Consider the following 26,409-nt stretch of genomic DNA (forward strand, 5'->3'; position numbering starts at 1 on the left):
TCTATCTGAACGAAAGACTGATTTTCATATAATTGGTATTGGTCAGCGTGTTCAGGCCGTTGGCGCGCGCATAGTCAAACTGCAAATCCAGATTCCCGAGTATCCGGCTGATCAGCGTCTCGTCTCTCTTATCTTGGGGATAAATAAGAGCCATTAATCCTCTGGTTGAGACACCGATCCCGAAAGTACCGCTATTTTCCGATTTGCCGTTTAATTTCTGCTTTCCAACTCGGAGGTACAAAATATCGGCGACGCCGAACTCCGCGCCGATCCTGGTTGTCAACTCTTCGGAGTTGACAAGACTCTTATCGAATTCAAATGCGGGGCGAATAGTGATTACGTTGGCAGTTTTGTCTTTCACGGCAAAAAAAGTCGAAAGGCCGATACGCCGCATTTTGGGTAAAGAATTTTCTATTGCTTCATTTTCGTCGGCCGGCTTGCTGGCAATCACGAATGCAAACGAAGGAGTCAGCTCAAAACTATATTTCCTCCCGGATTTCAAATTGCCTCCTTCCGCTTCATCTCTCAACAACGGAATTTCCACCAGAAGGCCAAAATCGCGTGCGTGCCACTTCATATTGGTCTGCGCCGTATCTTCGATTGATATCTTCCATTCCGTCGTCTTAAAGGTATAGCCGATGCCAATTTTCAAATAACGGCAGGAGGCGCCCAATCCGAACGAATATCCGGAATACTTGTCCTCATCTTCACGCCAAAAGGAATGAGGATAGTCAACATAATGCCTTCTTCCATAATCAAGATTTACCTGGTGGTATGCTACAAAAGGTGCCACTTCCAGATCCCCCCATCGTTCCGACCGGTGCAACAGGAAAGGAGTACCGATCCCCAAATGAAAGGTCTTCACTCCCACCTCTTCGTCAACAACGAAATCCGGAAAGATTTTCGTTTTGACCGGGAGGGTGACACCGAAATAATGGTTTAGAAAGAAAATGCCGGAGGCGCCGGGGTTGAACTGTGATGATTCCTCATCGGCCAGATTAACCGTGCAACTCCCCATGCCGTTGGCGCGGGGAGAGGTGGAAAATGGCAGGAAAGGCACTGTGCCCACTTTGGCTTGTGCCATAACGGATGGCGAAACAAAAGTAATCGCCCCGATAAATAGTGGCACGAACCGATAAAAGAAAGACCCTTTGATTTTTCTACCTGAATGGAAAATTCGCAACATACTTAGTATCTCCATGGTATGCAGATTAAGAACTACCGTTGATGCTCCAATATAGCAATTTCCGACTTCTTTTTCAAACAGGAATTTGAATCAATTCGCAATTTCGCCATATCCACCGAGATAAATCCCGGCATCAAGAAAAGCCGATTTTTGACGAAAATCTATCTATGAAACTATAACTCTACTCACTGAGGAATGATATGTCTCTTTCGATTGAAATTATCGAATGGATGGACCCAACCGGCGAGGAAATGATCTACCGTTTGCCGCAGGAGGGCTCAGCAGATTTCAAGATGGGGGCGCAACTGATTGTCCGCGACAGCCAAACGGCGATCTTCTTCAAGGATGGCCATGCCTGTGACTCGTTTACAGTCGGTCGTCATACCCTTACAACGCTCAATATCCCGATTCTGACCCGGCTTCTCTCGTTCCCCTTCGGTTTCAATTCCCCGTTCCGCGCCGAGGTCTATTTCATCAACCTGAAAGTTTTCACGAACCTCAAATGGGGCACCAAGCATCCGGTTACTTTCAAAGACAGCAAGCTTGGTTTGATCCGCCTTCGCGGGAATGGCGCTTTCACTATCCGGATTGATAATCCGATTCTGTTCCTGAATTCGATTGTCGGGCGGCAGGCCCGCTATACCACGGTCGATATTCAGGATTACCTTCGCGATCTGACTATCGCCCGCATGAATGACCTTCTGGGCGAGAAACTCGATACAGTTCTGGATCTCCCTGCGCAGTACACGGAACTGGCGGCACAATTCAAAGAACTGGTCAGGATTGAATTTGAAAAATATGGCATGACCCTGGTCGATTTCTTTATCTCCTCAATTACGCCGCCGGAGGAAGTTTCGCAGATGATCGACCAGCGCTCGGGTATGGAAGCGGTTGGCGACCTGGATAAGTTCCTCAAGTTCGAAATGGCCAGAGGATTGGGAAGCACCAATGGTATGGCTCCCGCCGGAGCCGGGATGGGAATGGGGGCCGGAGTGGGGCTGATGATGCCGGCCATGATGTCGAAAGTATTTTCTCCCGAGCAGACCGAACTGCGCCGTGAGCCGATAGCGACCGTCACCTGCCCAAAGTGCCACACCGATACTCCCGAGCAGTCGCGTTACTGCTACCGCTGCGGTTACCAGATGATATCGCAGAATCTCTGCCCTTCTTGCAATAAAGAGCTTCCGACCGAGGCGGTTTTCTGTCTCCATTGCGGATTCAAGCTGGATGCCAAATTAAAATGCCCCCACTGCTCGGCAGAAATATTCCCCGGCTCGAAATTCTGCGGCTCCTGCGGAAAGGCGATAGAAAATGGCAGCCAGCAGACCTAAGAGCGGCTTTTTTATCGGGGTTACCTGTCCCGGATGCGGCGGTGCATTGGAACTCCAATGCGATTTCTTTGTTCTCGCCTGCTCGCACTGCGGCTCCAACCTTAGAGTCGTGATGCCCGAGATGCCGCCGGCATATCTGATACAGAGCAGGATTTCACGCGCTGAAGTGCAGTTCCATCTCGACCACTATCTCAAACAGAATCATCTTCCCCTTATCGGCCCCAGCCTCGAGTTTAAGGCTGTGTACTATCCTTACTGGAAAATTGATGCTATTGTGTTGAAACTCCGCAATCGTATCGAAGAGCGACAGGTGGGATATGAGACACAGTACGACCGTGAGATTACCGTCCAGCAGAAAAAGACCGATATCAACATGGTCCCTTTCATGGCCACTTTTGCCGCCGGACCGGCCAGTAATGAGATTCCCTATTCCATCGGGCTGCGGGCAGATTATCTTAAACTAATACCTTTCGCGCAGGAAAACATTGAAGAGGGATTTGAGTGTATTCCGGTGGCCAGGCCGTGGGGCGAAGTGCAAACCAATTTGAAAAAGAATATTGTCGGACTGAGCAATGTCATTCAGGCCGATTTCGGCCTGAATAAAACCGAGCTGTTCCATCCGGTCGGCGCGGTGGTCTATTTCCCGTACTATATCCTTGAATCCGCCCTGAATGTCAGGAGGCATTGTTTTGTCATTGATGCGGTCACCGGGCGGGTGGCGGCCGATATTGCCGGGGAAAGCGCTCCGAGTATGGCCGGCCCGGGCGGGTCGTCCTGCATGGAGTTCGGCAAGTTGAGCGTGGAGTTTCATCGTTGCACCAACTGCGCCATGGATCTTCCCGCAAAGCAGTCTTATATCTATATCTGCCAGAACTGTCAGCGGTTGATTACACTGGAACCCAATGCTCGATTTATCCCATCGATCACGGCGGCATTCAATAGTAATAATCGAGCCGACCGGCTATTCCCGTTCTGGAGTCTGAGACTCCCGGCAGAATCGGCGCGGCGGCTGAAAGTAATGTTCGGCGGGATATATCTGTCCGATAAATTGGTCATTCCGGCTTTCAGGATGCCCAATTTTGAAGCGATGTACCGTCTGACAAAAAGAATCTCGACAGCGCTTCCCAAAATCGCGTTCTCAGCCGTCGAGAACTTCGACACCCGGTTCCTCCCGGTAGCCCTCGGTCCCGGTGAGGCGACCGCACTGGCCGAGGTGATTATTTACCGCGAATCGATCGGGCGAGACAACAAGCATGCCCAGAAGGACAGCGCTTTCCAGCCGGAGAGTATAAGCCTTTTCTATGCTCCGTTCCATCCGGAGAACTATTTCTATGTCGATTCGATTTTGGGTGCGGTGACTTTCGAGAAAAGCCTCGTGGCAGTCTGACCATTCAACGGTCATGCAAATAAATTGGGGCACGGCGATGCCGTGCCCCAATAAATCCAAATATCGATAAAAGTTTATGTTTTCCGCTCTTTTTTCTTGGCGGCGGGGAAAAGAACGTTATTCAAAATCAAACGATAGCCGGGGGAATTCTTGTGAAGTGATAAATCGGTCGGCGGGTCCTCCACCATATGCTGGTAATCCTCGGGGTCATGTCCGGAGAGGAAAGTAAATGTCCCCCGCCCGAAATTGCCGTGAATGTACCGCGTCTCATCAAACCCCTCAACCTCTCCCAGCACCGTCACATATTTTTTTATGAGTGACTTGCGGAAAGCAGTGTTCTGCCCCATGAATCCTTTGATTCTTCCGACATGATCCTGCACAAGCATGGTCGGTACCGGGTCGAGCTTGGCGGAAAACTCAAAAAGATAAAAATAATCATTATCTGCGGTCGGAAATTTGACCAGACGGTCGGGGTAGGTGTCGATATTGCTGTGGCGGTACTCATAAGGGTCAAGCGATACGGTAAAATTTTCGAAAGCCAGAGTCTTGGAATAATCGAGTTTGGTTTGAGCATTCGGGTCAATCGGGTCGCCATCAAATTCACGCGGGCAGATATCATCATTTTCGGCCGCCAGGGCAATATCGAAAGTCTCTGTCGCCGAGCACATGGCAAATAGAAACCCACCGCGGCGCACATAGTCGAGAACGGCACGGGCGACCGCTCCTTTCATTTCCGAAACTTTGTGGTACCCCAGTTTCTTGGCCAGCGCCTCGTTGGTCTCGACCTCCTGACGGTACCATAACTGATTACGAAATGCCGCATAGAATTTGCCGTACTGCCCGGTAAAATCCTCGTGGTGAAGGTGGATCCAGTCGTAGTCGTCCAGAGCGCCGGACAAAACCTCCTCATCCCAGATTACATCATACTTTATGTCGGCGTAGTTTAAGGCCAGGGTGACTGCATCATCCCACGGCTCGACATTTTTGGGCGAATAAACCGCGATCGCCGGCGGTTTTTCCAGAACAACCCTTTCCATGTTCTCGACGTCGATCGTGCGGAAGATATCGGCCAACTGGGCCGAGCTTACCTGCTCGGTGACAACGCCGCGGAGAAGGCAGAGGCTTGCAAGCTCATCATTGTCGTCATAAACGAACGACCCGCCGCGATAATTGAGAAGCCATTCCACCTTTTTCCCCATCTGCAGCGCCTTGAACGCGATACCGTACGCCTTAAGATGATCTGTCTGGGTTTCGTCCATGGGGATCATGATCACCTGGGCCTGCAGCCCCTCAAAAATAAGCAGGGATAAGAGTAATATCAGAAGAGCTTTTCTTTTCATATCAATCTATGTCCGTCTTTATATTATACGGAGATACCCAATTAAAAAATTAAACGGTTTGATAAATCAGTCAAACGGGTTTGGTAGATCATATAAAAGGGTTTGATAAATCATACAAAAGGGTTTGATAAATCAAACCCCTACTCTTTCTTCATAACTTTGGCGCGATAGGCGCGATATTTCTCCAAATACTCGGCGATTTTCGTCTCTTTTCCCGCCTGCCCCGGCTTGTAGTAAACCGTTCCGGCCAATTCATCGGGGAAATATTCCTGATCGGTGAGTGCATCTTCATACTCGTGGGCGTACTTATATCCCTTGCCGTAGCCGAGCGCTTTCATCAGCGAGCTTGGGGCGTTGCGAATCCAGAGCGGCACCGGAAGCGACCCTTTCTCGGATACATCGCTCATCGCCTTCTCGAACGCCATATAGGCGGCGTTTGATTTGGGCGCACAGGCCAGATATATCACGACCTGCGCCAGTGCCTGCTCCCCCTCCGGCGAGCCGAGAAAATGATAAGTGTCTCGTGCATTAAGCGCCACAGTCAATGCATTCGGATCGGCCAGGCCGATATCCTCGACCGCCATCCGGATAAGACGCCGCGCCAGATACAACCTGTCCTCGCCCGATTGAAGCATCCGCGCCAGCCAGTACAATGATGCATCAGGGTCGCCGCCGCGAATCGACTTGTGCAGCGCCGATATCAAATTGTAATGCTCCTCGCCCGATTTATCATACAGGAATGTTCCCCGCTGGTGAATTTCAATCGCCTTCTCAACCGTGATTTTCGCCTCTCGCTCGATATCCGAGACAATCGCCTCGAGAAGATTCAGCGCCCGGCGGGCATCGCCGTCGGCAGCCACCGCCATGAATTCGAGCGCTTTGTCATCGATTGTGAGATTCAATCCCCCCAGCCCGCGCTCGGTGTCAGCCAGGGCCGCAACGACAATATTTTTGATCGCCTCCTCCGAAAGCCTTTCCAATACGTACACTTTCACCCGCGAGAGCAGTGCCGAGATCACCTCAAACGAGGGATTCTCGGTGGTGGCGCCGATCAAAACTATATCCCCTTTTTCGACATAGGGAAGAAAGGCATCCTGCTGGGCTTTGTTGAATCGGTGGATTTCATCGATGAAAATATAAGTCTTGCGTCCCGACATTTTCCGGTAGTTGCGCGCTTTGGAAATGACGACTTTGATTTCTTTGATACCCGAGGAGACCGCCGAGAAGGGGATAAAGAGGCCGCTGGTCGCTTTGGCGATAAGCTCGGCCAGGGTCGTCTTGCCGGAACCGGGCGGCCCCCAGAACAGCACCGATCCGACCCGGTCCTGCTCGATAGCGCGGCGCAGCGGGGCATCTTTGCCGACCAGTTTTTCCTGCCCGTAAAACTGCTCGAATGTTTGCGGGCGCATTCGGTCGGCCAGCGGGGTGGTCAGGTCGGCCTGTCCGCCGGCATTCTGATTTTCGTTTTCTTTCTCAAACAGTTCCATACTTGTTACCAGCTCGACAGGGGGTAATATAATGCAATCGGCGGCAATAGGGTGCGGTTTCTGCGGAATGTGATGTGATAGAACAGATTGAGGCCTGTGCAAGGAGTATTATAATATGCTGTGTCGGTGATTCTGGTAATTCGTTGTATGGCAGTTGGTTGAGTGCCGGGCGGAAAAAGCGAAGCCACCGAAAAGAGAGCGAATCGTATGAAAGCCAAGGGGATGGCGATATTTGGCTTTGGTTTTTGAAAATTTCCGGGCGTTTTCCGGGGTGCCCATAATGGGGGAAACCGTATGTATAGCAGTGAATTGCAGGGAAGTGAAGCGATCGAATAAAATGGGTTTGTTCCCTAATTTTGGCATTTTTAAAGATTGTCATTCGGGGGTTGGGGGGCCGGGCGGGGTTTAAGAGTTTATAGGATGCGCCGCAACGGATTACGCGGGAATTGGGTGATAATGCGGGGGGAGTTCGATTCTTCATTTTTGTTTTCCGTTGTAGTGATTCGATGGTGATTTTGAGGGGGGGGCACGAAAGGCCCAATATTGTCTTTCTTTATGCTATTAGACATATTTATCACCATGCTTTCATATAAGGGGCGCGAGGGGTAGATCACCATCGGTTTAGTAGTGATTTTGATAGGGGGATGGAATATGGATTGTTATAAGTGTGAAGCCCCTGACCAAGTGGTCGGGACAGGTGAGGGGTTCGGCCTTGTCTTTACCCAGGTTCCTGGCCAAGAAAGGGATTGCCAATGGTCGAAAGTGACACAATATTAACGCCTTGACAGTTCAAAATAGATATCTATATTAGATACCGGCAAAGAGTATAAGCAAGAGGAGCATAAGAGATTGTCGAAGGCCAAGCGCTTGGGTACACCGGAACCAAATATGAGCAATAAAAGGGATTGGGTAAAATATCTACTTGATAGAATAAGGCAAAATAAGTTGCTGGCGATAATAATAGTGAGCGGGATAATCATCATGGCGGTCGCCTCCTTGAAGTCAAGTATACTGAGCATATTAACATCTTCGAATGTGGCCCGAAATGCCGACAGCAAGAAACCAATGGACAGTGCTTTATGGATTACAGATCAAAAAACGTCTCGATCATTTCGCCTTACCAACTGCAATTTCAGCGAATTGCGACAGGCTATCATAGAGACATGCGGTCTTACATACGACCCTTCATCCGATGCTACATATGATATATCATTTGGTCAGACGGGTGAGATATATCCAGCCGACAATAGTCAAATGTATCTATATAACGGCGGTTCCATAACCATCATGATCGATGGTTCAGAATGTACGTGCTTAGACCAATTGAAACTTATGCCTTGGCATGATTATCCAGGAAATCCAAGGAATATATTGGAGAATAGGATTAATGCCCAAATGCAAGAACTCATTAGAACCAATCAAGATGCCATTATTGCTGCAATGGAATCCTGTGTACCTCGCTATGACAAATAATACTGGGAAACGAATAATTCTAATATTTACGATTATCATTATATCCACAGGATATATTCGCGCTGATAATCAGCGATTATTGCTATATGCCAATGATGTTACTTTCTTGCCACAGATTGAGGATATCCTTTCCAGATTACGTAACCGCGACAACAATAATCGGCTGTTTTCAGAAATCGTAAATCTCAACAAATGGTCGATTAATAGATATGATGTAAACCAATTAGAAAATCTTATTAGACTTTATGAGTCGCCCGGTATGCTCAGAAGAAAAAGCGACTTGTCTGTCAAAGAAGACAGTGCAACTGCTACACTAATTAGACAATGCACTAGTTACATCAGAATTGACGTACTTACCAAGCTACCACTAATTGAGTTTCAGCTTATTGTCAGCGATTCACTCCCCCCAACTAAGAGCCTTAACGAATACCCCACCATTATTAATGCCTCAAGTAGATATGTGGGCTTTATTGTGGATATTTCGCGAGGTGAAATATCCACGCAATTGGAAAATAGTCTAAAAAGGATATTTCCTATAAGCAACCATCCTCCAAACTATATTGTTAAATCAAATAATCCAATGCGCTCCAATAATACGTTTTATATAATACGCGGACAAAGGGTATTCTTAGATGCATCGCAATCCTATGATTATGATACGCCGTGGGCATCGCTATCTTACAAGTGGCGGCAGTTAAACCCAGCAGGTACTAATTTGCCATTAGACCCCGAGGAGATAGTAACTATTGAACAAACAGGTAAGAGAATTGAATTCGTTCCTCGTAATTCGGATGCATACTGTTTTGCATTGACAATTACTGATGGTATAGCCAGCAGCAAAGAAGTACTATATCATGTCCTGGTTGTACCGCCCCCCGCTACTTTTGCAGTTAAGGTATTGAATGTCAAGGGAACTAGCCTATTATTTAATAAACCCGAAATAAGAATCCCATTCGCTATATACAGCAAGCCAGATTGTGATGTCTCCGTGAAAATAGCCGATGTCCATGCACGGCCGGGCAGGCCTTTGGGGCCGGTCGAGCAAATGCTTTTCTCCACTATTCAATGGGAGTCTATCTTTCATATTAAATTCTTGCAACTTCGACTGCAATCGGACACTATCCAATTGGTAGGTTTCCGTGGTAGTTTGTTCAATCCATTTGCACCACCTAAAGCGATATTTAGGCCCTCGCCGGAAGGAAAATTTATTATCCGGCAATATGCTGTTACATCTGACCTTTCAGTTATTCCGTTTATTGGTGACTACGACATTGGGATATTGGCATATAACGATAGTATCAGCACTGACACATGCTTCTTCAGTATCCGCATTAAAATAGTCTCCCCTCTGATGCTCGGATATCAAATTGGCGTCCTTCGCATTCCGTCTCACAATGAATCAAATAGCGCATTGTTCTATGGTGGTTATATGGGCGTTGAATATGCACTTAGAGATAAGCTAAGGCTGGAAATTGGATTAAATGTGAATACAATAAACTGGTCTGCTCCGAAAGTGTCTTGGACAGAGCAGTATAGGCAATTTGGATTCATTGGGCTAGGTTATGATTGGTTCTCCGCTGCAATTCTCTTGAACACACTTCCAGGACCTCACGGTTATGACATCGGGATTAAATTTGGATCAGTTTTGCATGGGCGTGTACCGCTGGTCATGCATTTCTCCTATTTCCCCTCCAGAGATGCATACTTTATCTCATTGGCATTTGATTTTCGAGATTTATTCTCCTTAAGTTATATTCCTGGTTGATCTTTATAGTTTTATAGGCCGGGTGGTCCATCATTCATGATGGGCTTGCTTTCTTTACAATTCATAAGTGTTCGTCGCAACGAGCATTTTTCCCACAATGAAGTGGCGGCCCACCAGTCCACAGACTAGGACCCGATGCAAATGAGATATTTGCGCCTGCGGCGCAATGTCAAGACCCTAAGGGGTCGTTGACCGACTTCGCTACGACTCAGAGCAATTAAAGCCCACCGCAAGCGGGTGGGCCACCTGAGCCGAATTTAGACGATTGATTTTATAAACTTATTATCATATTTTGGGCAATTAAATGAGGCTTATGATGGCCTTTTGTGTGTCAGGCAATTAAGACAGGGATCTTACATTTATGTACAAACTCCTTTCAAACGGTATCGTCCGCCTGTTAATAGCGGCGGCGTGCTATGGCCTGCCGATAAATGCGATCGCCGAGGGCGCAGAAAAAATTAAATTCGGCTATTCGCAGAGAATTCGTATCGAGACCACCGACAATGCCACTCATCTGGACAACAGTGCCGCGGCCGGTTCAAGTTATCTCAGGAACCGGACCAGTTTCATGATTCAATATTTCCCGAAGAATCATATCGCTCTTACGGCCAAGTTGACCAATGAATTCCGCTATTATATGGTTCCGGAAACAAAAAAATTCAATTTCGATGAAGTATTTTTCGATCTTCTGAATCTGAAAATCGACAGTGCCGGCGGGTATCCTATCGATTTGATAATCGGCCGCCAGAATATAAATCTTGGCGAGGGTTTTTTGGTGATGGACGGCGGCCCGCTGGATGGTTCCCGCTCAATCTATTTCAACGCCGCCCTGGCCAATTGGAATATCAGTTCGAAAAGCAAGCTGTCTTTGATATATACAAACCAGCCGAAGGAAGATAATATTCTCCCGATAATTAATAAGCAGCATAAGCAATTGGTTGATCAGCCCGAGCAAGCTCTGATCGCCTATTATGCCGGTTCGATAAAGAAGGCCAAAATCGACGGATACTTCATCTGGAAGAATATCAAGACGACTGCGATTGCAAAGTCGTCCCAGATTTATTGCCCGGGAATACGTTTTCAGATCCCGATTGTCGGGCGTCTTTCCGTGACCGGTGAAACGGCGGTACAGTTCGGGAATTGGGGCGGAGATACTCGCCGTGCCCTGGGCGGTTATCTTTATAGCGAATATCAGACCGGCTGGCCGAAGCTTTTTCCGAAAGCGATAACAATCGGCGGAATTTTCTTGAGCGGCGATGATCTGGCCACCAAGAACCATGAAGGTTGGGAACCGATATTTGGGCGATGGCCGAAATGGAGCGATTCATACATATACACTCTCTCCCGCGAAAAATATACTTCATCCCGCGAAAAGGACGTAGCGTACTGGAGCAATCTCGCCTCTATTTTCGCCAAAACCTCCGTTGAGATTATTCCGGATCTGATTTTTTCGTTCGATTATCATCACCTGATGGCGCCGGAGTATGGCGATTCTCAGGCAGAATTTCCCGGCGGCAAAGGAAGAAACCGCGGGGATCTTTTTATCGGGAGATTATTATATAAAATGAATACCCATCTGAGCGGCCATGTAATCTGGGAAAGTTTTGACCCCGGCAGTTACTATTTTGATGGCGCCGACAGCTATGGATGGATGCGCATGGAATTAATGCTAACCTTTTAATATCGGATATTGATATGCTGGCAAGAATAATCGTCATCTCTGCTTTTGCACTAATGACCGTGATTGTCGGGATTATCGGATTCCGGCGGACGCGTTCTTTTTCGGATTATTTTCTTGGGGGCGGAACAATCGGCCCTTTCATGACCGCTTTCACTTACGGCGCAGCCTATTTTTCGGCGGTACTCTTTATCGGTTTTGCCGGGAAAGTGGGTTGGGATTTCGGGCTTTCAGGGCTATGGATAGTAGTCGGGAATGCCCTCATCGGGGTGCTCGGGGTCTGGTGGCTTATGGGACATCGGATCAAGCAGATGTCGATTGACTATCAGGTTCAGACCATGCCGGAGTACTTTGAAAAACGATATGACAGCCCATTTTTCAAGCTCTTCAGCTCGATAGCGATTTTTGTTTTTTTCATTCCTTATTCGGCGGCCGTGTTTATCGGACTGGCTTATCTTTTTCAGGTCAATTTTGATATCGCATATTCCGGGGCGCTGCTGTTTATGGGAGGATTTACCGCTCTATATATGGTCATGGGCGGTTATAAATCAATGACCATGATCGATGTTATCTTTGGGATAATTATGGCGGCCGGTTCGGCGGTTCTTCTGGCCAGCACGGCCGGTGCGGCCGGAGGGCTAGGAGCCCTGAACGACAAACTGACTTTGATTAACCCCAAATTGACCGAAATTGTCGGACCGCCGGGATTCTGGCCGTTGTTTTCCCTGGTCTTTCTGACCAGTGTGGCCCCTTTTGCCATGCCGCAACTGGTGCAGAAATTTTACGCCATCAAAGACCGCAGAGCGATTCGAATTGGGATGGGGGCATCAACCTTATTTGCCGTTCTCATCGGGAGCGCCGCCTATTTTGCCGGCGCCACCGGCCGGGTCCTGTTATCGCCCGAAAACGCACCTGCGGCATTCAAAGACGGCAAACCGATTTTCGATGCTCTCATGCCGGAGTTGCTGACCAATGTAATCCCGCCGTCACTTTCCATCCTGATGCTGCTTCTGATTCTATCGGCCTCGATGTCGACTCTGGCGGCGCTGGTTCTGTTATCCAGTTCATCGATCGCCAAAGACATCTATGCCGGATTCATAAACAAAAATGTTTCGGATAAGAAGCTGACCCTGTATATGCGGATTTTCAGCTCCCTGTTCATAATCCTTTCGGTAATATTCGCCTATTATAAGCCGGCAACCATCGTAGCCATACTGGGGATATCCTGGGGGGCGGTCGGCTCGACCTTCCTTGGTCCCTTCTTTTGGGGACTTCTGTCGAAACGTATGAATAAGGTGGGCGCGATCGCATCATCATTTCTCGGCCTGGGTGTCTGTATTGTGCTTTATGCCACCGGCATGCCCTCACCGCAGGCGGGAACGATCGGCATGATAACATCGCTGGTGGTTAATCCGGTGGTAAGTCTCTTGTATAGGCAGATAAAATAGGGAGAGATTCATTCTCTGCGGGTAACCCGTTGTTCAATACATAGCGGCCCTGAGGAAACTCGATTGGCGGGCGGGGTAAGTGCGAAAAATGTCGAAAGCGTCCATCGGCGGCGGGCTTTTGACCTATCAGAACCGAATTTGCAAAAGGACGATTGCTTGAATTCCTAGCTCGTCTATTGACTGCCGCAATATATTATAATATATTGACATTGGATTTCTATTACCAAAAGGAGATTATCGCAATGAACGATGCTAAGATTCTGAATCTGGTTTTGCCTTATGCCATAAATGCTTGTGCGATCGGCGTGATCGTCATGGCAATAATTCAGCTCTTCAAGGTGTCAGTCCGAAGCATATTTCATAGTTTTTCGGTGCATAAGTGGTTGCATGGCGGGGGCCTGTGCAATAGGAATAATATCGAAGGCCCGCGTAATTGCCATATTTTTGATAACTTGATATCACTTTCAACGTCGGGAAATGCAAAATCCCTATTTAAGTTGCCATTGGAGCAATTATGCGGGCAGATAGCCACAGCGGCACAGGTGGCGCTCAGTTATCCGGATAAAAATGAAGAATTGCTTTTCGCATTTGTAGGATCAGATGAACAGAGCAAGGCAAGTGTGGAAAAATATATAGAACTGAAAAAGAGCCCCTTGTCTACAGAGGGGAATCAAGATGCTTTAATTGAAAGTCGAAACAGGGTTGGCCATGCTATTCAGAGGAATATTGATTCCCTTCAGGTTTCTGTTGGATATAGGTGGCGATTTTATTTGAAATTGGCGGCCATAGTCTTGAGTGCTCTGCTGATGAGCAGATTTTCCATATTTAAGAGTGAAGATGTTGGATTCTACATTATATATTTTGCGACGGCGATATTCGCGGGATATGCCGCTTCTATTGCACGCGATATTGTGGCAGCCGTGGAAAGGGTACGCAGATGATGGATTCGGAGTCGGAGTTGCGCTGCAATGAGATATCTGTAAGGAAAGACGAACATAGTTCAGAATTGGCCGACAGTGTTCAGCCATTCGGGAATCAGAAGTTCATTATGAATAGAATGATTATTCTGATCCACGGATATAATGTATCTCAGAAAAAAGCGACTGATTCCTATTCTGCATTTGTTACTCAATTGAAGAAAACCAATAATTCGACGAACTTACTGAACTCGATCTGGAAATTTCACTGGCCAGGAAACCACAACAATAGGGTCCTTTCATTATTCAGTTATCCTTTGCAGATAGACAAAGCGAAAAAGGCTGCTACCTTGCTCTCAAAATATCTGAGAAATAATGTCGCGGGCGGACAGGAAATTGTTTTTGTGGCGCATTCGCTGGGTTGCCGCCTTGTCTTCGAAACGGTCGGTGAGCTCATAAAAGCGGGTCATCTTAAACTTGCCTTTAATGCGAAACTGTGTCTTATGGGTGCTGCCGTGCCAGTCTATATGCTCCTTCCGCCAGATAGCCCCTTCATGCCGGTGATAGTAAATACAGGGCGTCAGGCTGTGTTCTATTCTACAAATGACACTACACTCCGATGGTTTTTTCCATCCGGTCAGACAGTGGCGCGCGAAGGTTTTTTCCCAGTTGCAATTGGACTTGAAGGCGGGCCACAAGGAGTCTGGAAAGGGCAGAGTGAAAACACCTGGCTTAGACATTCCGAATATTGGGGAAACGAAGATATTTGGCAAAGTTTCAAATTATTTCTTGGTGATCAGAAATTTCGTAAATTCCCTGAACGAAGAAATGACGAATGGGAATTGCAGCCTCCCAATGTAATTAATTCATACTGCGGTACAATATCCTTATAAGAATAATAGTTAATTTTATTAATCTGCACGACCATTTTGCAATTGCATCTGCGTAATAGAATGTGAATAGCATTTCTTTCATAGGTCAACCATAATTCAGGGAGATTCCCCAAGTGCCCTTGTTTATCAATGATTTATCCATATATTATGCCCATGAATTATATAAGAATTGAATATCCGCTTTAATTATGTCTGATAATCCCTGGTTAAAGGCCAGAGACCTCTGCCGGTATTACCGGCGCGGGCGGTATGAGGTTAAGGCGCTTGATGGTGTCACGATCAATATCGAACGGGGCAATTTTGTCGCGGTGGTCGGCGCCTCCGGCTCGGGGAAATCGACCCTGCTGAATCTTCTGGCCGGGCTGGATACACCAACCTCGGGCGGAGTGACGCTGGCGGAGGAATCCCTGTACGACTTATCGCGCGGTCAGTTGGCAGCCTATCGGGCACATAAAGTGGGGATGGTCTTTCAGTCGTTCAATCTAATATCGCATTATACTGCATTGCAGAATGTGGAAGCAGCGCTCTATTTCAATGATACGCCGCATCGGGAAAGGAAGCGAAAAGCAACCGCTATTCTGGAACAACTGGGTCTGGCCGACCGGCTGACACATCGCCCGGCTGACCTTTCCGGCGGCGAGCAGCAACGGGTGGCGATGGCGCGGGCGATTGTGAAGGAACCGGAAATCCTCTTTGCCGACGAACCGACCGGGAATCTCGACCATGATAATGCCCTGCAGATTATAGAATTAATAAAGAGTTTGAACGGTAAGGGCCTGACCGTGGTAATGGTCACGCATAACCTTGAACTGGCGCAGCAATATGCCGGGACAACCTTCCGGATGAATTACGGACGTCTTGTTGATGCCGGTGCAAAGACAATCGAACGGGACGGTGCCCTGTGACTTTCCGCGATAAACTGGCGGTTTCGATCGGAAATCTGCTCCGCATGAAACTGCGGACTTTTCTGACCACCTCCGGCGTGGTGATCGCCATTGCCGCTTTTGTGTCGATGCTTTCGTTTGGGGCGGGCAACCAGAAATATATCACCGAGCAATTTGACAAGCTGGGGCTTTTTTCGACCATGCAGGTCTATCCCAAAAAGAACACGGAAAACGAAAATTCCTCCAAGGCGGCTGTTCTCGATCAGACGGCGTTGGAGAAGTTGTCGCAGTTGCATGGGGTCAACCTGGCTTACCCTTATGATGCATTCACGGTTACGGCGACGGTTGATGATTCGGTCATAACAAGCAAAGCACAAGCGCTTGGCACCGAGGCGCTCCGGACAAAGCTTTTTTCGGGAATTCTGGCCGGTGAACCGTTTGCCGATGACAGCGCCCGCGAGGTTCTGGTGACCAAATGGCTGCTGGACACTCTGAAGTTAGGCAGTCCCGATTCCGTCCTCGGCAAAAAATTGGTGCTCGCCATGCGGGTTTCAAGTATCGATAGTGGCCTGGCCCATATTCTGGCGGATGAGGGGAAGACAGTGCGCGACCGTTTAGAGAAAATAGCTTTTGACTCGTTGCGCTATGAGTCGTATCGACAGCGGACTATTCGGGGGGAAGTGAACGGTGCCATCAGAAGATTCCTGAACGGGTTCCTGAATGCCCGCGATGAAATCCGCGACACTTTTACTATCTGCGGCGTTCTGGGGCAGGAGCATATGGGGGGATTGCGGATCGAGCCGATAATCGTGCCGACCGCCACAGCGCTCAAGTTCAGCAGTTCCGGTTTCAGCAGCGATCCGGCCGAGCTTTTTACCGCCATGAGCAGCGGCACACTTTTGCCGGCGGAGGGTGAAACCGACGCCCGAAGTTTCAGTCAGGTGACACTGGACCTTGACCCACGAGTGCCGTTCAAGCTTGTAAAAGATTCGGTCGAGGCGATGGGGTTCCGTGCGTTCAGTTTTGCCGAACAGTTCAGCGAGATACAAAAATTCTTTTTCTATTTCGACCTAGCCCTGGGGGTAATCGGATTGATTGCACTGGTTACCGCCTCGCTGGGAATAATCAATACCATGGTAATGTCGATTCTGGAGCGGAAACGTGAGATTGGGGTCCTCAAGTCGTTGGGCGCGGATGACAGCGACATTCGTTTCCTCTTTCTGGTCGAATCGGGTGTGATCGGCGCCATCGGCGCATCCGCCGGGATATTTTTCGGGTGGGTTATCACCAGAGTGGCCTCGGGCATGGCGCATATCGTAATGCAGCGCGAGGGAATCCCGCCGATGGAACTCTTTGCTCTCCCGCTCTGGTTGATTCTAATCGCACTGGCGATCGGTATCGGGGTGAGTCTTCTGGCAGGCGCATACCCGGCCGGTCGGGCGGCGCATGTCGATCCGGTCGAGGCGTTGAGAAACGACTAGTGCTGCCATAAATTCTTTCATTTCGGAAAATCATTAAACTGGAGTGCCAATTGCCAAAAGATCCCTCGCGGCAATATCGCTGAAAGAGGAGATGTTATCGTGCAATGTAAAAGAGATCGAAAACGCCGGGTTTCCGACCTGTCATATTCTATAACTCCCGTTCCAGTCTCGATTGTAGCCTTAATAAGGCCGGAGTTGCCACTCAGGATTATTCCGGAAGATACTTTATTACAACCGTGAAAGTATCGGATCCAAGATCGATTACATTCATCAAGATTAGCGTATCGCCTGTTATATTCCAAATACCGGAGGATGTATCAATTGTCGGTTCCGGGATGCCGTTGGTAATTTTCATTATGATCTTAAGAGTATCGCTCTTGACCCATAAAGTCCCGCTCCGGGTAAAGACTACCTGGCTGTTGTAGGTCTCGGCGCTGTTCCATGTATCGTTGGAGTGAAATGTAACAGATCCTGCCTGGGAAGTATCGGTCATGCTGATCTCGGCAAATGATCCTATCGGAACCCCGTCCTGCGTGCCTGAGTGATACCACCACGTGCCGACAAGATTTGAGGGAATGGTATATTCGGGATTGGTGATTTTCTTATCATCATCGCCGCAACCAATTCCAATCAGAAGGGTTAACAATAAAATGAATCCCGTAATTAACATTGAAGTTTTCATCAGAATCCTTTGTCTCTTGAGTTTCAGATAATACTCCTATATAAATGGATATACAAGGGATGTCAAGCAATTTCAGGCAGGAAAATTTCCGATTTCTGCGGATGAGGGCGAAAACTGGACAAGATTAGAGTCATATAATACCGACATAACATAGGTTTACTGATTGATAATAACGAATGACTATCCGATATGAAAAGAGGGTCAAGTCACCCTTCAGCGACTCAGCCGCTGTATATTACAGACCAGTTTAATCCGGCGCATCAGGGTTTTTGTAGGCGCCATATTAATTTATATTTCCGGAAAATTCATAACGTCCCAAAGCGAGGGTCGTCGCGCCAGCGGGGAAAGAAAGAGTCGGCGCCGAATTTGAACGCCGCATCAGTCAGGCAATCCTTGAGACGCCGCTCGCGCTCGTTATACATTTGCCGCCAGAGGCGGGCCCGCTCGCCGGTCAGATCGCGTGAAGGATATATATTGCGGCTGGTGCCCAGAATATCCTCGTCCTCATGCCACCAGTTGGGGTGGAGAAAAACTGTACCGTACTCCTGCTCATAGAATTCCTGCCGCCGGTCGATGTCGCTTCCGGGGAAATGCATGTAATCATGGCAGGCCCAGATAAGACTGGATTGATTGATCTTTGATTCCTCATCCACAAAGGCAAAACTCTCCTCCAGGGTCTGCTGTGTCTCACCGGGATGATTCAGGATAAGATTGGCCACATGAATTATGCCATAGTTATTGAGAAGCCGGCTCATTTTCCGGAAGGAGGCCAGGAATTTATCGGGGGTGCGGGTCTTGTTCATTATTCGGAGCATGGTCGGCGAACAGCTCTCCAATCCGATTTCGATGGCGACTTTGAGCTGTGATAGAAGCTTGATATCCTCCTCATCAAGGTATTCCGGGCGGGTTTCGAACGTAATCCAGTAAGATGGTTTGAGGTCGATCAGTCTCCGGAAGAATTCTTTACGCCAAGAAGGGCGGACTCCGAAACAGGCGTCACCGATAGCGATGGCATAAGCACGGTTATGCTCCGCGCCGAGTTGTATCTGTTCAATCGCTGCCTCCGGAGAATAAGGCCGCCAATGGTGATCCTTGAGCGATTCCATGCAAAAACTGCAGGAAAAGGGACAGCCACGGGAAAGATAGATGGCCAGATCGCCGACACCATCGGGAAAGGCATCTTTTACGATCGGGTCGGAGAGTTCCCAATTGATATCGACAAACTGCTCCGGATAAAGAGTTGGGGAGTCCACGATTTTGGTTTCTGCGGGTCTTCCGGCCGTGGAGAGAGATTGGGCAATGTCGCGCATGGCCAGTTCCCCCTCGCCGCGGATTACATAATCGATTATCCTGTCTTTGCTGAAGAAATCACCCGGACGGGCCGAGGGATGATAGCCGCCGACGACCATAAGACAATTGGGATAGAGCTCGCGGGCGATCCGGGCGACGGCGATCGTGGCTTTGTATGACAGGCTGGTCCAGCAGGAAAGAGCCAGAATATCGAAACGGCGAGTCGCAAGATATTCCCTTACCTTCCGCTCGAACCGTTTGGTTTGCACATTGCTGGCAGGGCGGGCGATACTTATTTCAAAATCCGCATATTCCACCGGATAAAACTGTGCCAGATAAGAGGCCAGGAGGAGTTGTGAGGACTTAATTTTGACCTTATCCCAGGCGGTCGGATAATTATAACTTGATGGGTAAACAAGCAGCATGGACGGCATAGCCAACTCTCTCCTCAGGTGTTCCGACTGTTATCCGCCGGCAAAATACATCAATCTCACGGCCAATATCGTAACAAATATAAGCTCGAAGCGTAAAACAGTCAATGCCTAACCGGATTGTGACAGGGAAAGGAAAGTTGATTTTATCTGTCCTGCGGGAATCAGTTGACAAATTCGTTGCATCTTGATATTGTTGCTTTTGGCCAACTGAGAAGGATAAGGGTATGAATTGTATAGTCTGCAATGAGCCGATGGTAGTTCTGGAACTGGATGAAGTCGAAATCGACCATTGTCTTGCCTGCGGCGGCACCTGGCTTGATTCCGGTGAACTGGAGGCGATTCTCGAAAATCCGCGGGAGGTCAGGGAGATGCTGGGAGAAATGGCGAAGGGAGCCGCGCATAAACGGAGCGATCGTAACTGCCCCATTTGCCTGAAAAAGATGGAATATGTAACGGTCGGGAAATCGGTGGAAGTCCGCCTGGATAAATGCCCGCAAGGACATGGTTTATGGTTTGATAAAGGAGAGCTGGAGCAGATTCTGCATTTGTTCGATACCGACCGCCATAGCAAGGTGCACGGTTTATTGAGAGAGATGTTCAAGAATAAGTAAATAGTGGAAAGGAAGGTAGCGATGTCATCATTGCTTATTATTCTGGGTCTGTTGGTCGTGCTGGTTTTTGTTCTGATCGGCATGTACAACACGCTGGTACGGCTTCGCAATCAGGTGAAGAATGCCTGGTCGCAGATTGATGTCCAATTAAAACGGCGACACGATTTGATACCGAATCTGATGGAAACGGTCAAAGGTTATATGGTGCATGAGCGGACGACGCTGGAAAATATCACGGCGGCCCGCAGCCGGGCGATGAGCGCCGAGACGGTCGGCGACAAAGCCAAGGCCGAGGGGGAACTGAGCGGCGCCATGAGTAAGTTTTTCCTGGTCGTCGAAAATTATCCCGACCTGAAGGCCAACCAGAATTTCCTGGCTCTGCAGGAAGAGTTGACCTCGACCGAGAACAAGATTGCTTTTTCGCGGCAGGCATACAATGATCAAGTCCTGTACTATAACAACAAGATTCAGATGTTTCCCTCCAGTGTGATTGCCGGGATGTTTGGATTCCAGCAGTCGGAATTCTTTGAGGTGGAGGACAAAGGGGAGCGTGAAGCCCCGAAGGTCAGTTTTTCCTAAACCCATTGAATAGAATGAGGTTTTTTATAGTGATGAAATGGGCGCTTGAGAGGAAGACAGCGGCATGTGGGAATTAATTCAACAGAATAGGACCAAATCGCTGGTTTTATTTGTACTGATGGGGTGCTGCCTGGTGCTCCTGGGGTACTTCATTGGCGCCGCCTATATGCCCAAGAACGGCGGCGCAGCAGGAATCACCATTGCGCTGGCGCTATGGCTGGTGCTGTCGCTGATCAGTTTTTTTGCCGGGGATTCGATTGTGCTCTCCAGCAGCGGCGCGCGGGAGATAACCCGCGACATTCATCCACAGCTTTTTAATATTGTCGAGGAGATGAAAATCGCCGGGAGTCTTCCGGCGATGCCGAAGATCTATGTCATTGATGAGGCGGCGCCCAATGCCTTCGCCACCGGACGCAAGCCGGAAAAAGCAGCTATTGCGGTCACGACCGGACTTCTCTCGCGCATGAACCGGGATGAACTTCAGGGAGTGATCGCCCACGAAACCTCGCACATTCTCAACCGCGATATTCTGTTCATGACTTTCGCCGGTGTCATGCTGGGGGGGATTGTACTTATATCGGAGGTATTCCTGCACGGGCTCTGGTTTTCGGGCGGGTCGTCGCGACGGTACCGTTCGGGCGATTCCAAGGACGGGGGGCAGGCGATAATCATGATTGTCGCCATCGTCTTTGCCATACTGGCGCCTATCCTGGCCCGGCTTCTCTATTTCGCCATTTCGCGTCGGCGGGAGTATCTGGCGGATGCCTCGGCGGTGAGGTTGACACGCTATCCGGAGGGGCTCGCTTCGGCCCTGGAAAAAATATCCACAAGCTCCGAGGATATGCGGCGTGTGAGCAAAGCGACGGCACCGCTCTATATTGTCAATCCCCTTAAAGCAAAAGGGATGAAGATGGCTGACTGGACCAGCACTCACCCGCCTATTTCGGAACGAATTAGAATCCTGCGGGCCATTTCGCAGGGGGCAAGTCTGATTGCCTATCAGGAAGCCTTTGGTGCGGTCAAGGGAAAAGGTGCACGGGTGATACCGGCCTCGGGTTTGAAAGACACGACGCCGATTCCGATACGTCCGGCTTCCGGTGCGGGAGCGGAGCCATTGAAGAAACCGAAACGGACCGACCTGGGCGATCTTACCCGTGCCATCAACGGTTTTCTCTTTCTGACCTGTCTCTGTGGTCTGAAAATAAAGGTGCCGCCCGATTTCAAGAAAGCGTCACTTCCCTGCCCGCGCTGCGGACGTACCGTCTCCGTCCCGGTCGCCGAACTCGCCACGGTAGGTGCGGTTCTGGATACGGTCACGCAGAGCGCTGCGCAGCCCCTTTCCAATTACACGCGCAAGGGAAGAGGATGGGAGTCATTTGCCTGCGCCTGCGGGAATACGCTTCAGGTGTCACCGACTTCGGAGAGTACTTCTGTCACTTGCGGCAAATGCGGCCGCGAAACAGTCATTAAATAGAGAGAAGATTCATATGTTTTCAATCCCCATCATACTGGGAAGTACCCGTCGCGGGCGGCAAAGCCCCAAGGTGGCACGGTTTATATATGATAGAATGAAAAGGACCGGCAAGATTGAAACGGAGATTCTCGACCTTCTGGAGTACAATCTCCCGATCATGGAAGAGCGTTTGAAGTTTCGTGATGATCCGCCGCCGCGGCTTCAGGAGTTCGCCGACAAGATTATTGGGGCCGATGCCGTTGTCGTTGTCTCGCCGGAGTACAACAGCGGCTATCCGGGTGTACTTAAGAACTGTATCGATTATCTTCAGTCGGAGTGGAAAAGAAAGCCGATAGGAATTGTCTCGGTTTCCGGCGGGCCGTTTGGAGGGCTGAATTGCCTGGCGCAGTTGCGGTTGGTTTTCCTGCAGATGGGTGCATGGCCGATTCCGGTGGGGCTGCCGATTCTGAAAGTGCAGGAGAGTTTTGCCGACGACGGCACACCGGCGGATCCAATATATGAAAAGTCGGCAGCATCTTTCATTGAAGAGCTGCTTTGGTTCACCGAGGCTGTCACCGTGCAGAAAAATAAGTCATTATAGATCAATAACGGGCCGCGGCGGGCGCACCTGACAATGAGTTTCCCCGCAAAAATTGTTTGAGAAAAGACTTGACAGGGCAATGGGCTTGGCCTATATTCTACTTTAGACTAAGAGTTAGACATCAACGAGAATTCATCTCATCATTGCATTGCAGCTATTTTTTTCGTTTTGAGAGAAAAGTATATCAAAAATTTCTTGTAAGGCAGGCCCGATACGGCCCGCTATAGGTCCAGGTTGGGAGTAGCCCGTGAAGGGACCGAGGACAGATGAGCACCGGGCGCTCCCTGTGACAACAACCGACTTGCGACAGACCTTTTGAGAATGCAGCGTTGGCCTTCGGGCGCGGCCTATCAGGGGGCGTCACGGGTTATGATATCCTAAAATCAAACCCTAAGGAGGGACAAGATGAAACGGATCTTGTTAACGAGCGTTTTGCTCACAATTGGGATGCTGGTCATGGCGGCGATGGTCACGGCCGGGGTACCAAGCTTAATCAATTACCAGGGGCGACTGACCAATTCCTCGGGCAATCCGCTGGACACGACGGTATCAATTACATTTTCCATCTACACGGATTCAGTCGGCGGGGTGGCAATCTGGTCTGAAACATATCCGGCCGTGAACGTGGCCAACGGCTTGTTCACGGTCAAACTTGGGTCAATGAGCCCCGGTAACTGGGATGAAAATCTATTCCTCCACAGTTATCCTCCCGGCAGATGGCTGGGGATCAAAGTAGGGGGGAATGCCGAAATGGCCGCGCGATCCATGTTTACCACGACACCCTTTGCGGTGCAGGCAAGTTGTGTCGACGGTTTCAATCCGGGGAGCCAGAATGTTGATTCGGGAGAATTCACATTTGTTGCCGGCGATAGCAACACTGTCTTAGGTGACTATGGATCGATTGCCGGGGGATACGGCAACTTAGTGAGCGCCGCTATTAGTCCTGACACTACTGTTGATACTACCATTCCCCCTCCGAGTCCTAGTTTCGAGCAGGCTATTGAATTCCCGATTACGGATCTGTTCCACCCCCCTGCGAATTGTGACAGCCCGACAGGCATAGTGGTAGGCGGCAAGAATAACTCGGCTACATTCGTAGGCAGCGGCGTTGGCTGGGGCGCGTGCAACAAGGCACTAAGCAATTTTGCAGCTATTGTAGGCGGCTGCAATAATGTTGTGGCTGCGCAATACTCCTTTATCGGCGGTGGTTATCATAATCATATAGCTGCTAACCCCAATAATTCCGGATTCCAGACGATTGCGGGAGGGCTCGAAAATACTTCAAATGGTGCTTGGTCGACTATTGGGGGAGGCGTTCGAAATATCGCGGGATCCCCCGGCGGTACGCCCTCATACTCCACAATTAGTGGCGGAAGAGAAAATCAGGCACTTGGGCTTTTCTCGGCAATAGGCGGTGGATATAACAACCGTGCAACAGCGTATGCTTCAACTATACCCGGTGGATCGAACAATGAAGCGGCAGCATGGTTTTCAATTGCACTCGGCGGAGCTTTTAATAAAGCAGCGGGGAACTACTCCTATGCTGCTGGATTTAGAGCGAAAGTCCTTACTAATCATCATGGTACCTTTGTATGGGCAGACCATACTAACGCCGATTTTTCATCAACCGGTCCGGACCAATTTCTTATTCGGGCCACAGGGGGTGTGGGAATTGGAGTCAATAATCCTTCTGTCTCTCTTGATATTGTTGATAAGATTAGAATACGCGGCGGCAGTGCCGCGGCCAATCGGGTCTTGACTTCAATCGATGCCACTGGCACAGCCGAATGGAAGGATATTGGCGCTGTCGCCTCTGATGACGATTGGGATAAAGAGCCTTCAGCCGGCCCAACAGAAGTTTTGGAAACCCATGGCGCCTGGGGTATTGCCAGACATGACAATTTTACTGCCGGCAGAATGTATGGAACCGCTAGGAATACTCATGTTAATCTTGGACTTAACAGTACTACGGGAAGAAGCGGCCAGAACTACCAGTCGGCAGTTGTCGGCGGCGGGGTTAGTAACCAAGCCATAGGTCATTACACAACGATAGGAGGCGGTCACTCCAACGTTATTGGAAATGGCAACGTTCCCGCTGGGGACGAAGCGCGCCTTGCCACAATTGCCGGTGGTTACATGAATGAAGTCTACGGCGCCATCGGTTTTGTTGGGGGCGGTGAAAAAAATAAGGCTTATGATTTGGGTACTGCCATTGGGGGCGGCTCGGGCAATGAGGCCGGGGTTTCGGGAGGTACTCTTTCCGAAGGAGCATATGCTTCTATAAGCGGCGGCCTGCGGAATTATGCGCAGGGCTATATGTCCACCATTGGCGGAGGATATGAAAATCAGGCCGCGGGTATAAAATCAACCATCGGCGGCGGCGACAGCAACTATGTGGCCGCAGGCGCTCTGAGCGGGACAATCAGCGGTGGTCATTTTAATGCGGCGAACGATATTGGAGCCACCATCAGCGGTGGATATTACAACATCACAGAAACTTCTGCCCCGTACGCGACAATTGGCGGTGGCAATTACAATCGGGTGACCGATTATGCCGGGACAATTGCCGGCGGCGAGCTTGATACGGTGTTGGCCGAATATGGCACAGTTGGGGGTGGTAATGAACACTATATAAATACCAACGCCATTTGGGGAACGGTCGCGGGCGGTAATGATAATAGGATAACAGACTCCGGCGGCGCTATCCTCGGCGGCCAAAATAACACAGCTGCTGGATCCTTTGCCGGCATTGGCGGCGGAAAAAACAATATGACTCTCGGTCATTGTTCAGTAATCCCGGGCGGTAATGATAATCGTGCCAATGGACGTTTTTCGCTGGCCGCAGGACAGCAGGCGCAGTCCCTTCACGACGGTTCATTCGTCTGGAACGATAATGCCGCCGGCATTTTTGCATCAACGGCCCCAAACCAATTTCTTATTCATGCCGCCGGCAATACCGGGATCATGACCAACGCCCCGCATTCGACATTGCATGATAATGGTTCGATTGCAGTTGGCTTTCAGTCGACCGCCGCAAGTATCGTGGCGACATCTTCCAACTGCATCATCGAAGGCACAGCGAATCTCACCATTACCCTACCGACAGCCGTAGGAATCACCGGCAGGATTTATACCATAAAGAATACTGGAGGCGTGGGGATAATTGTGACAGTCGATGCCAACGGAGTGGAGTTAATTGATGGAGCTCTCACATATCCGGTCGCTTCAATGATGTGGGTAACCATTGTTTCCAATGGTATTAAATGGCTGATCATTGGGAATTGAAATATTTAATGCATGATATTGACATAGACGTTACTTTTCTTGAGGGAATGATATGAAACAAAAAACGCTGTATATATTAGTACTCGCAGTCCTATTCTTTGTTTTGGCTGTGGCCGATTCTGATGCCAAAGCACCCCGGCCGGTCAAGGAGGGCACGACTCCGGTTAAACCGGCGGTTGTGCAAACTGCCAAGCCGGTGCAAGA

General features: G+C 49.4%; 19 protein-coding genes. 14 read left to right on the plus strand and 5 right to left on the minus strand.

Features of this window, described 5'->3' with window-relative positions; genetic code table 11:
* Nucleotide 1: 1 nt before the first annotated feature.
* Nucleotides 2–1,186 carry a hypothetical protein gene (locus NT002_11490; protein MCX6829886.1) on the minus strand — a complete coding sequence of 395 codons (1,185 nt, stop codon included), beginning with the start codon at nucleotides 1,184–1,186 and terminating at the stop codon, nucleotides 2–4.
* 200 nt (nucleotides 1,187–1,386) lie between these two features.
* Here NT002_11490 and NT002_11495 point away from each other — a divergent pair, with 200 nt between their 5' ends.
* Nucleotides 1,387–2,517 (plus strand): SPFH domain-containing protein, encoded by a 1,131-nt coding sequence (locus NT002_11495; protein MCX6829887.1) that lies wholly within the window; start codon nucleotides 1,387–1,389, stop codon nucleotides 2,515–2,517.
* Nucleotides 2,498–3,904, plus strand: coding sequence for a hypothetical protein (locus tag NT002_11500; protein ID MCX6829888.1), 1,407 nt, complete (start codon nucleotides 2,498–2,500; stop codon nucleotides 3,902–3,904). Before NT002_11495 ends, NT002_11500 begins: the two co-directional genes overlap by 20 nt.
* 74 nt (nucleotides 3,905–3,978) lie before the next feature.
* Here NT002_11500 and NT002_11505 read toward each other — a convergent pair whose 3' ends face one another.
* Both NT002_11505 and NT002_11510 read right to left on the minus strand, forming a co-directional pair.
* A complete protein-coding gene (locus NT002_11505; protein MCX6829889.1) occupies nucleotides 3,979–5,244 on the minus strand; it encodes an asparagine synthetase B in 1,266 nt (421 codons plus the stop codon).
* A gap of 140 nt (nucleotides 5,245–5,384) precedes the next feature.
* The gene (locus NT002_11510) at nucleotides 5,385–6,731 is read right to left on the minus strand and encodes a replication-associated recombination protein A (GenBank protein MCX6829890.1); all 1,347 of its coding nucleotides are present in this window, start codon (nucleotides 6,729–6,731) and stop codon (nucleotides 5,385–5,387) included.
* A gap of 1,387 nt (nucleotides 6,732–8,118) precedes the next feature.
* Here NT002_11510 and NT002_11515 point away from each other — a divergent pair.
* The 7 genes from NT002_11515 to NT002_11545 all read left to right on the plus strand — a co-directional run bounded on the left by NT002_11515 (nucleotide 8,119) and on the right by NT002_11545 (nucleotide 17,270).
* Complete coding sequence (locus tag NT002_11515) at nucleotides 8,119–9,969, plus strand: hypothetical protein (GenBank protein MCX6829891.1); 1,851 nt, start codon at nucleotides 8,119–8,121, stop codon at nucleotides 9,967–9,969.
* A 361-nt stretch (nucleotides 9,970–10,330) separates the two neighbouring features.
* On the plus strand, nucleotides 10,331–11,650 hold the full coding sequence (locus NT002_11520) for a hypothetical protein (protein ID MCX6829892.1): 1,320 nt from the start codon (nucleotides 10,331–10,333) through the stop codon (nucleotides 11,648–11,650).
* Between the two features lie 14 nt (nucleotides 11,651–11,664).
* Nucleotides 11,665–13,095: a sodium:solute symporter gene (locus tag NT002_11525; GenBank protein MCX6829893.1), complete on the plus strand. Its 1,431-nt coding sequence runs from the start codon at nucleotides 11,665–11,667 to the stop codon at nucleotides 13,093–13,095.
* 242 nt (nucleotides 13,096–13,337) lie between these two features.
* Nucleotides 13,338–14,036, plus strand: a complete 699-nt coding sequence (locus tag NT002_11530) for a hypothetical protein (GenBank protein MCX6829894.1) — start codon at nucleotides 13,338–13,340, stop codon at nucleotides 14,034–14,036.
* A 107-nt stretch (nucleotides 14,037–14,143) separates the two neighbouring features.
* Nucleotides 14,144–14,905 carry a DUF726 domain-containing protein gene (locus NT002_11535; protein ID MCX6829895.1) on the plus strand — a complete coding sequence of 254 codons (762 nt, stop codon included), beginning with the start codon at nucleotides 14,144–14,146 and terminating at the stop codon, nucleotides 14,903–14,905.
* Between the two features lie 188 nt (nucleotides 14,906–15,093).
* Nucleotides 15,094–15,810 (plus strand): ABC transporter ATP-binding protein, encoded by a 717-nt coding sequence (locus tag NT002_11540; GenBank protein MCX6829896.1) that lies wholly within the window; start codon nucleotides 15,094–15,096, stop codon nucleotides 15,808–15,810.
* A complete protein-coding gene (locus tag NT002_11545; GenBank protein ID MCX6829897.1) occupies nucleotides 15,807–17,270 on the plus strand; it encodes an ABC transporter permease in 1,464 nt (487 codons plus the stop codon). Before NT002_11540 ends, NT002_11545 begins: the two co-directional genes overlap by 4 nt.
* A gap of 208 nt (nucleotides 17,271–17,478) precedes the next feature.
* Here the strand turns inward: NT002_11545 and NT002_11550 are convergent, their stop codons facing one another.
* Both NT002_11550 and NT002_11555 read right to left on the minus strand, forming a co-directional pair.
* The gene (locus NT002_11550; GenBank protein ID MCX6829898.1) at nucleotides 17,479–17,952 is read right to left on the minus strand and encodes a hypothetical protein; all 474 of its coding nucleotides are present in this window, start codon (nucleotides 17,950–17,952) and stop codon (nucleotides 17,479–17,481) included.
* Nucleotides 17,953–18,257: 305 nt separating this feature from the next.
* Nucleotides 18,258–19,676 carry a radical SAM protein gene (locus NT002_11555; protein ID MCX6829899.1) on the minus strand — a complete coding sequence of 473 codons (1,419 nt, stop codon included), beginning with the start codon at nucleotides 19,674–19,676 and terminating at the stop codon, nucleotides 18,258–18,260.
* A 224-nt stretch (nucleotides 19,677–19,900) separates the two neighbouring features.
* Here NT002_11555 and NT002_11560 point away from each other — a divergent pair, with 224 nt between their 5' ends.
* The 5 genes from NT002_11560 (at nucleotide 19,901) to NT002_11580 (ending at nucleotide 26,205) form a co-directional block, all read left to right on the plus strand.
* Nucleotides 19,901–20,287, plus strand: a complete 387-nt coding sequence (locus NT002_11560) for a zf-TFIIB domain-containing protein (protein ID MCX6829900.1) — start codon at nucleotides 19,901–19,903, stop codon at nucleotides 20,285–20,287.
* Nucleotides 20,288–20,308: 21 nt separating this feature from the next.
* Nucleotides 20,309–20,866: a LemA family protein gene (locus tag NT002_11565; protein ID MCX6829901.1), complete on the plus strand. Its 558-nt coding sequence runs from the start codon at nucleotides 20,309–20,311 to the stop codon at nucleotides 20,864–20,866.
* Nucleotides 20,867–20,930: 64 nt separating this feature from the next.
* Nucleotides 20,931–22,340 (plus strand): M48 family metallopeptidase, encoded by a 1,410-nt coding sequence (locus tag NT002_11570; protein MCX6829902.1) that lies wholly within the window; start codon nucleotides 20,931–20,933, stop codon nucleotides 22,338–22,340.
* 13 nt (nucleotides 22,341–22,353) lie between these two features.
* Entirely contained in the window at nucleotides 22,354–22,920 is a 567-nt protein-coding gene (locus NT002_11575) for an NAD(P)H-dependent oxidoreductase (GenBank protein MCX6829903.1), read from the plus strand.
* 405 nt (nucleotides 22,921–23,325) lie between these two features.
* The gene (locus NT002_11580) at nucleotides 23,326–26,205 is read left to right on the plus strand and encodes a hypothetical protein (protein ID MCX6829904.1); all 2,880 of its coding nucleotides are present in this window, start codon (nucleotides 23,326–23,328) and stop codon (nucleotides 26,203–26,205) included.
* Nucleotides 26,206–26,409 lie beyond the last annotated feature (204 nt).

The sequence above is a fragment of the Candidatus Zixiibacteriota bacterium genome (assembly GCA_026397505.1).
In the GTDB taxonomy this organism is placed as follows: Bacteria; Zixibacteria; MSB-5A5; order GN15; family PGXB01; genus JAPLUR01.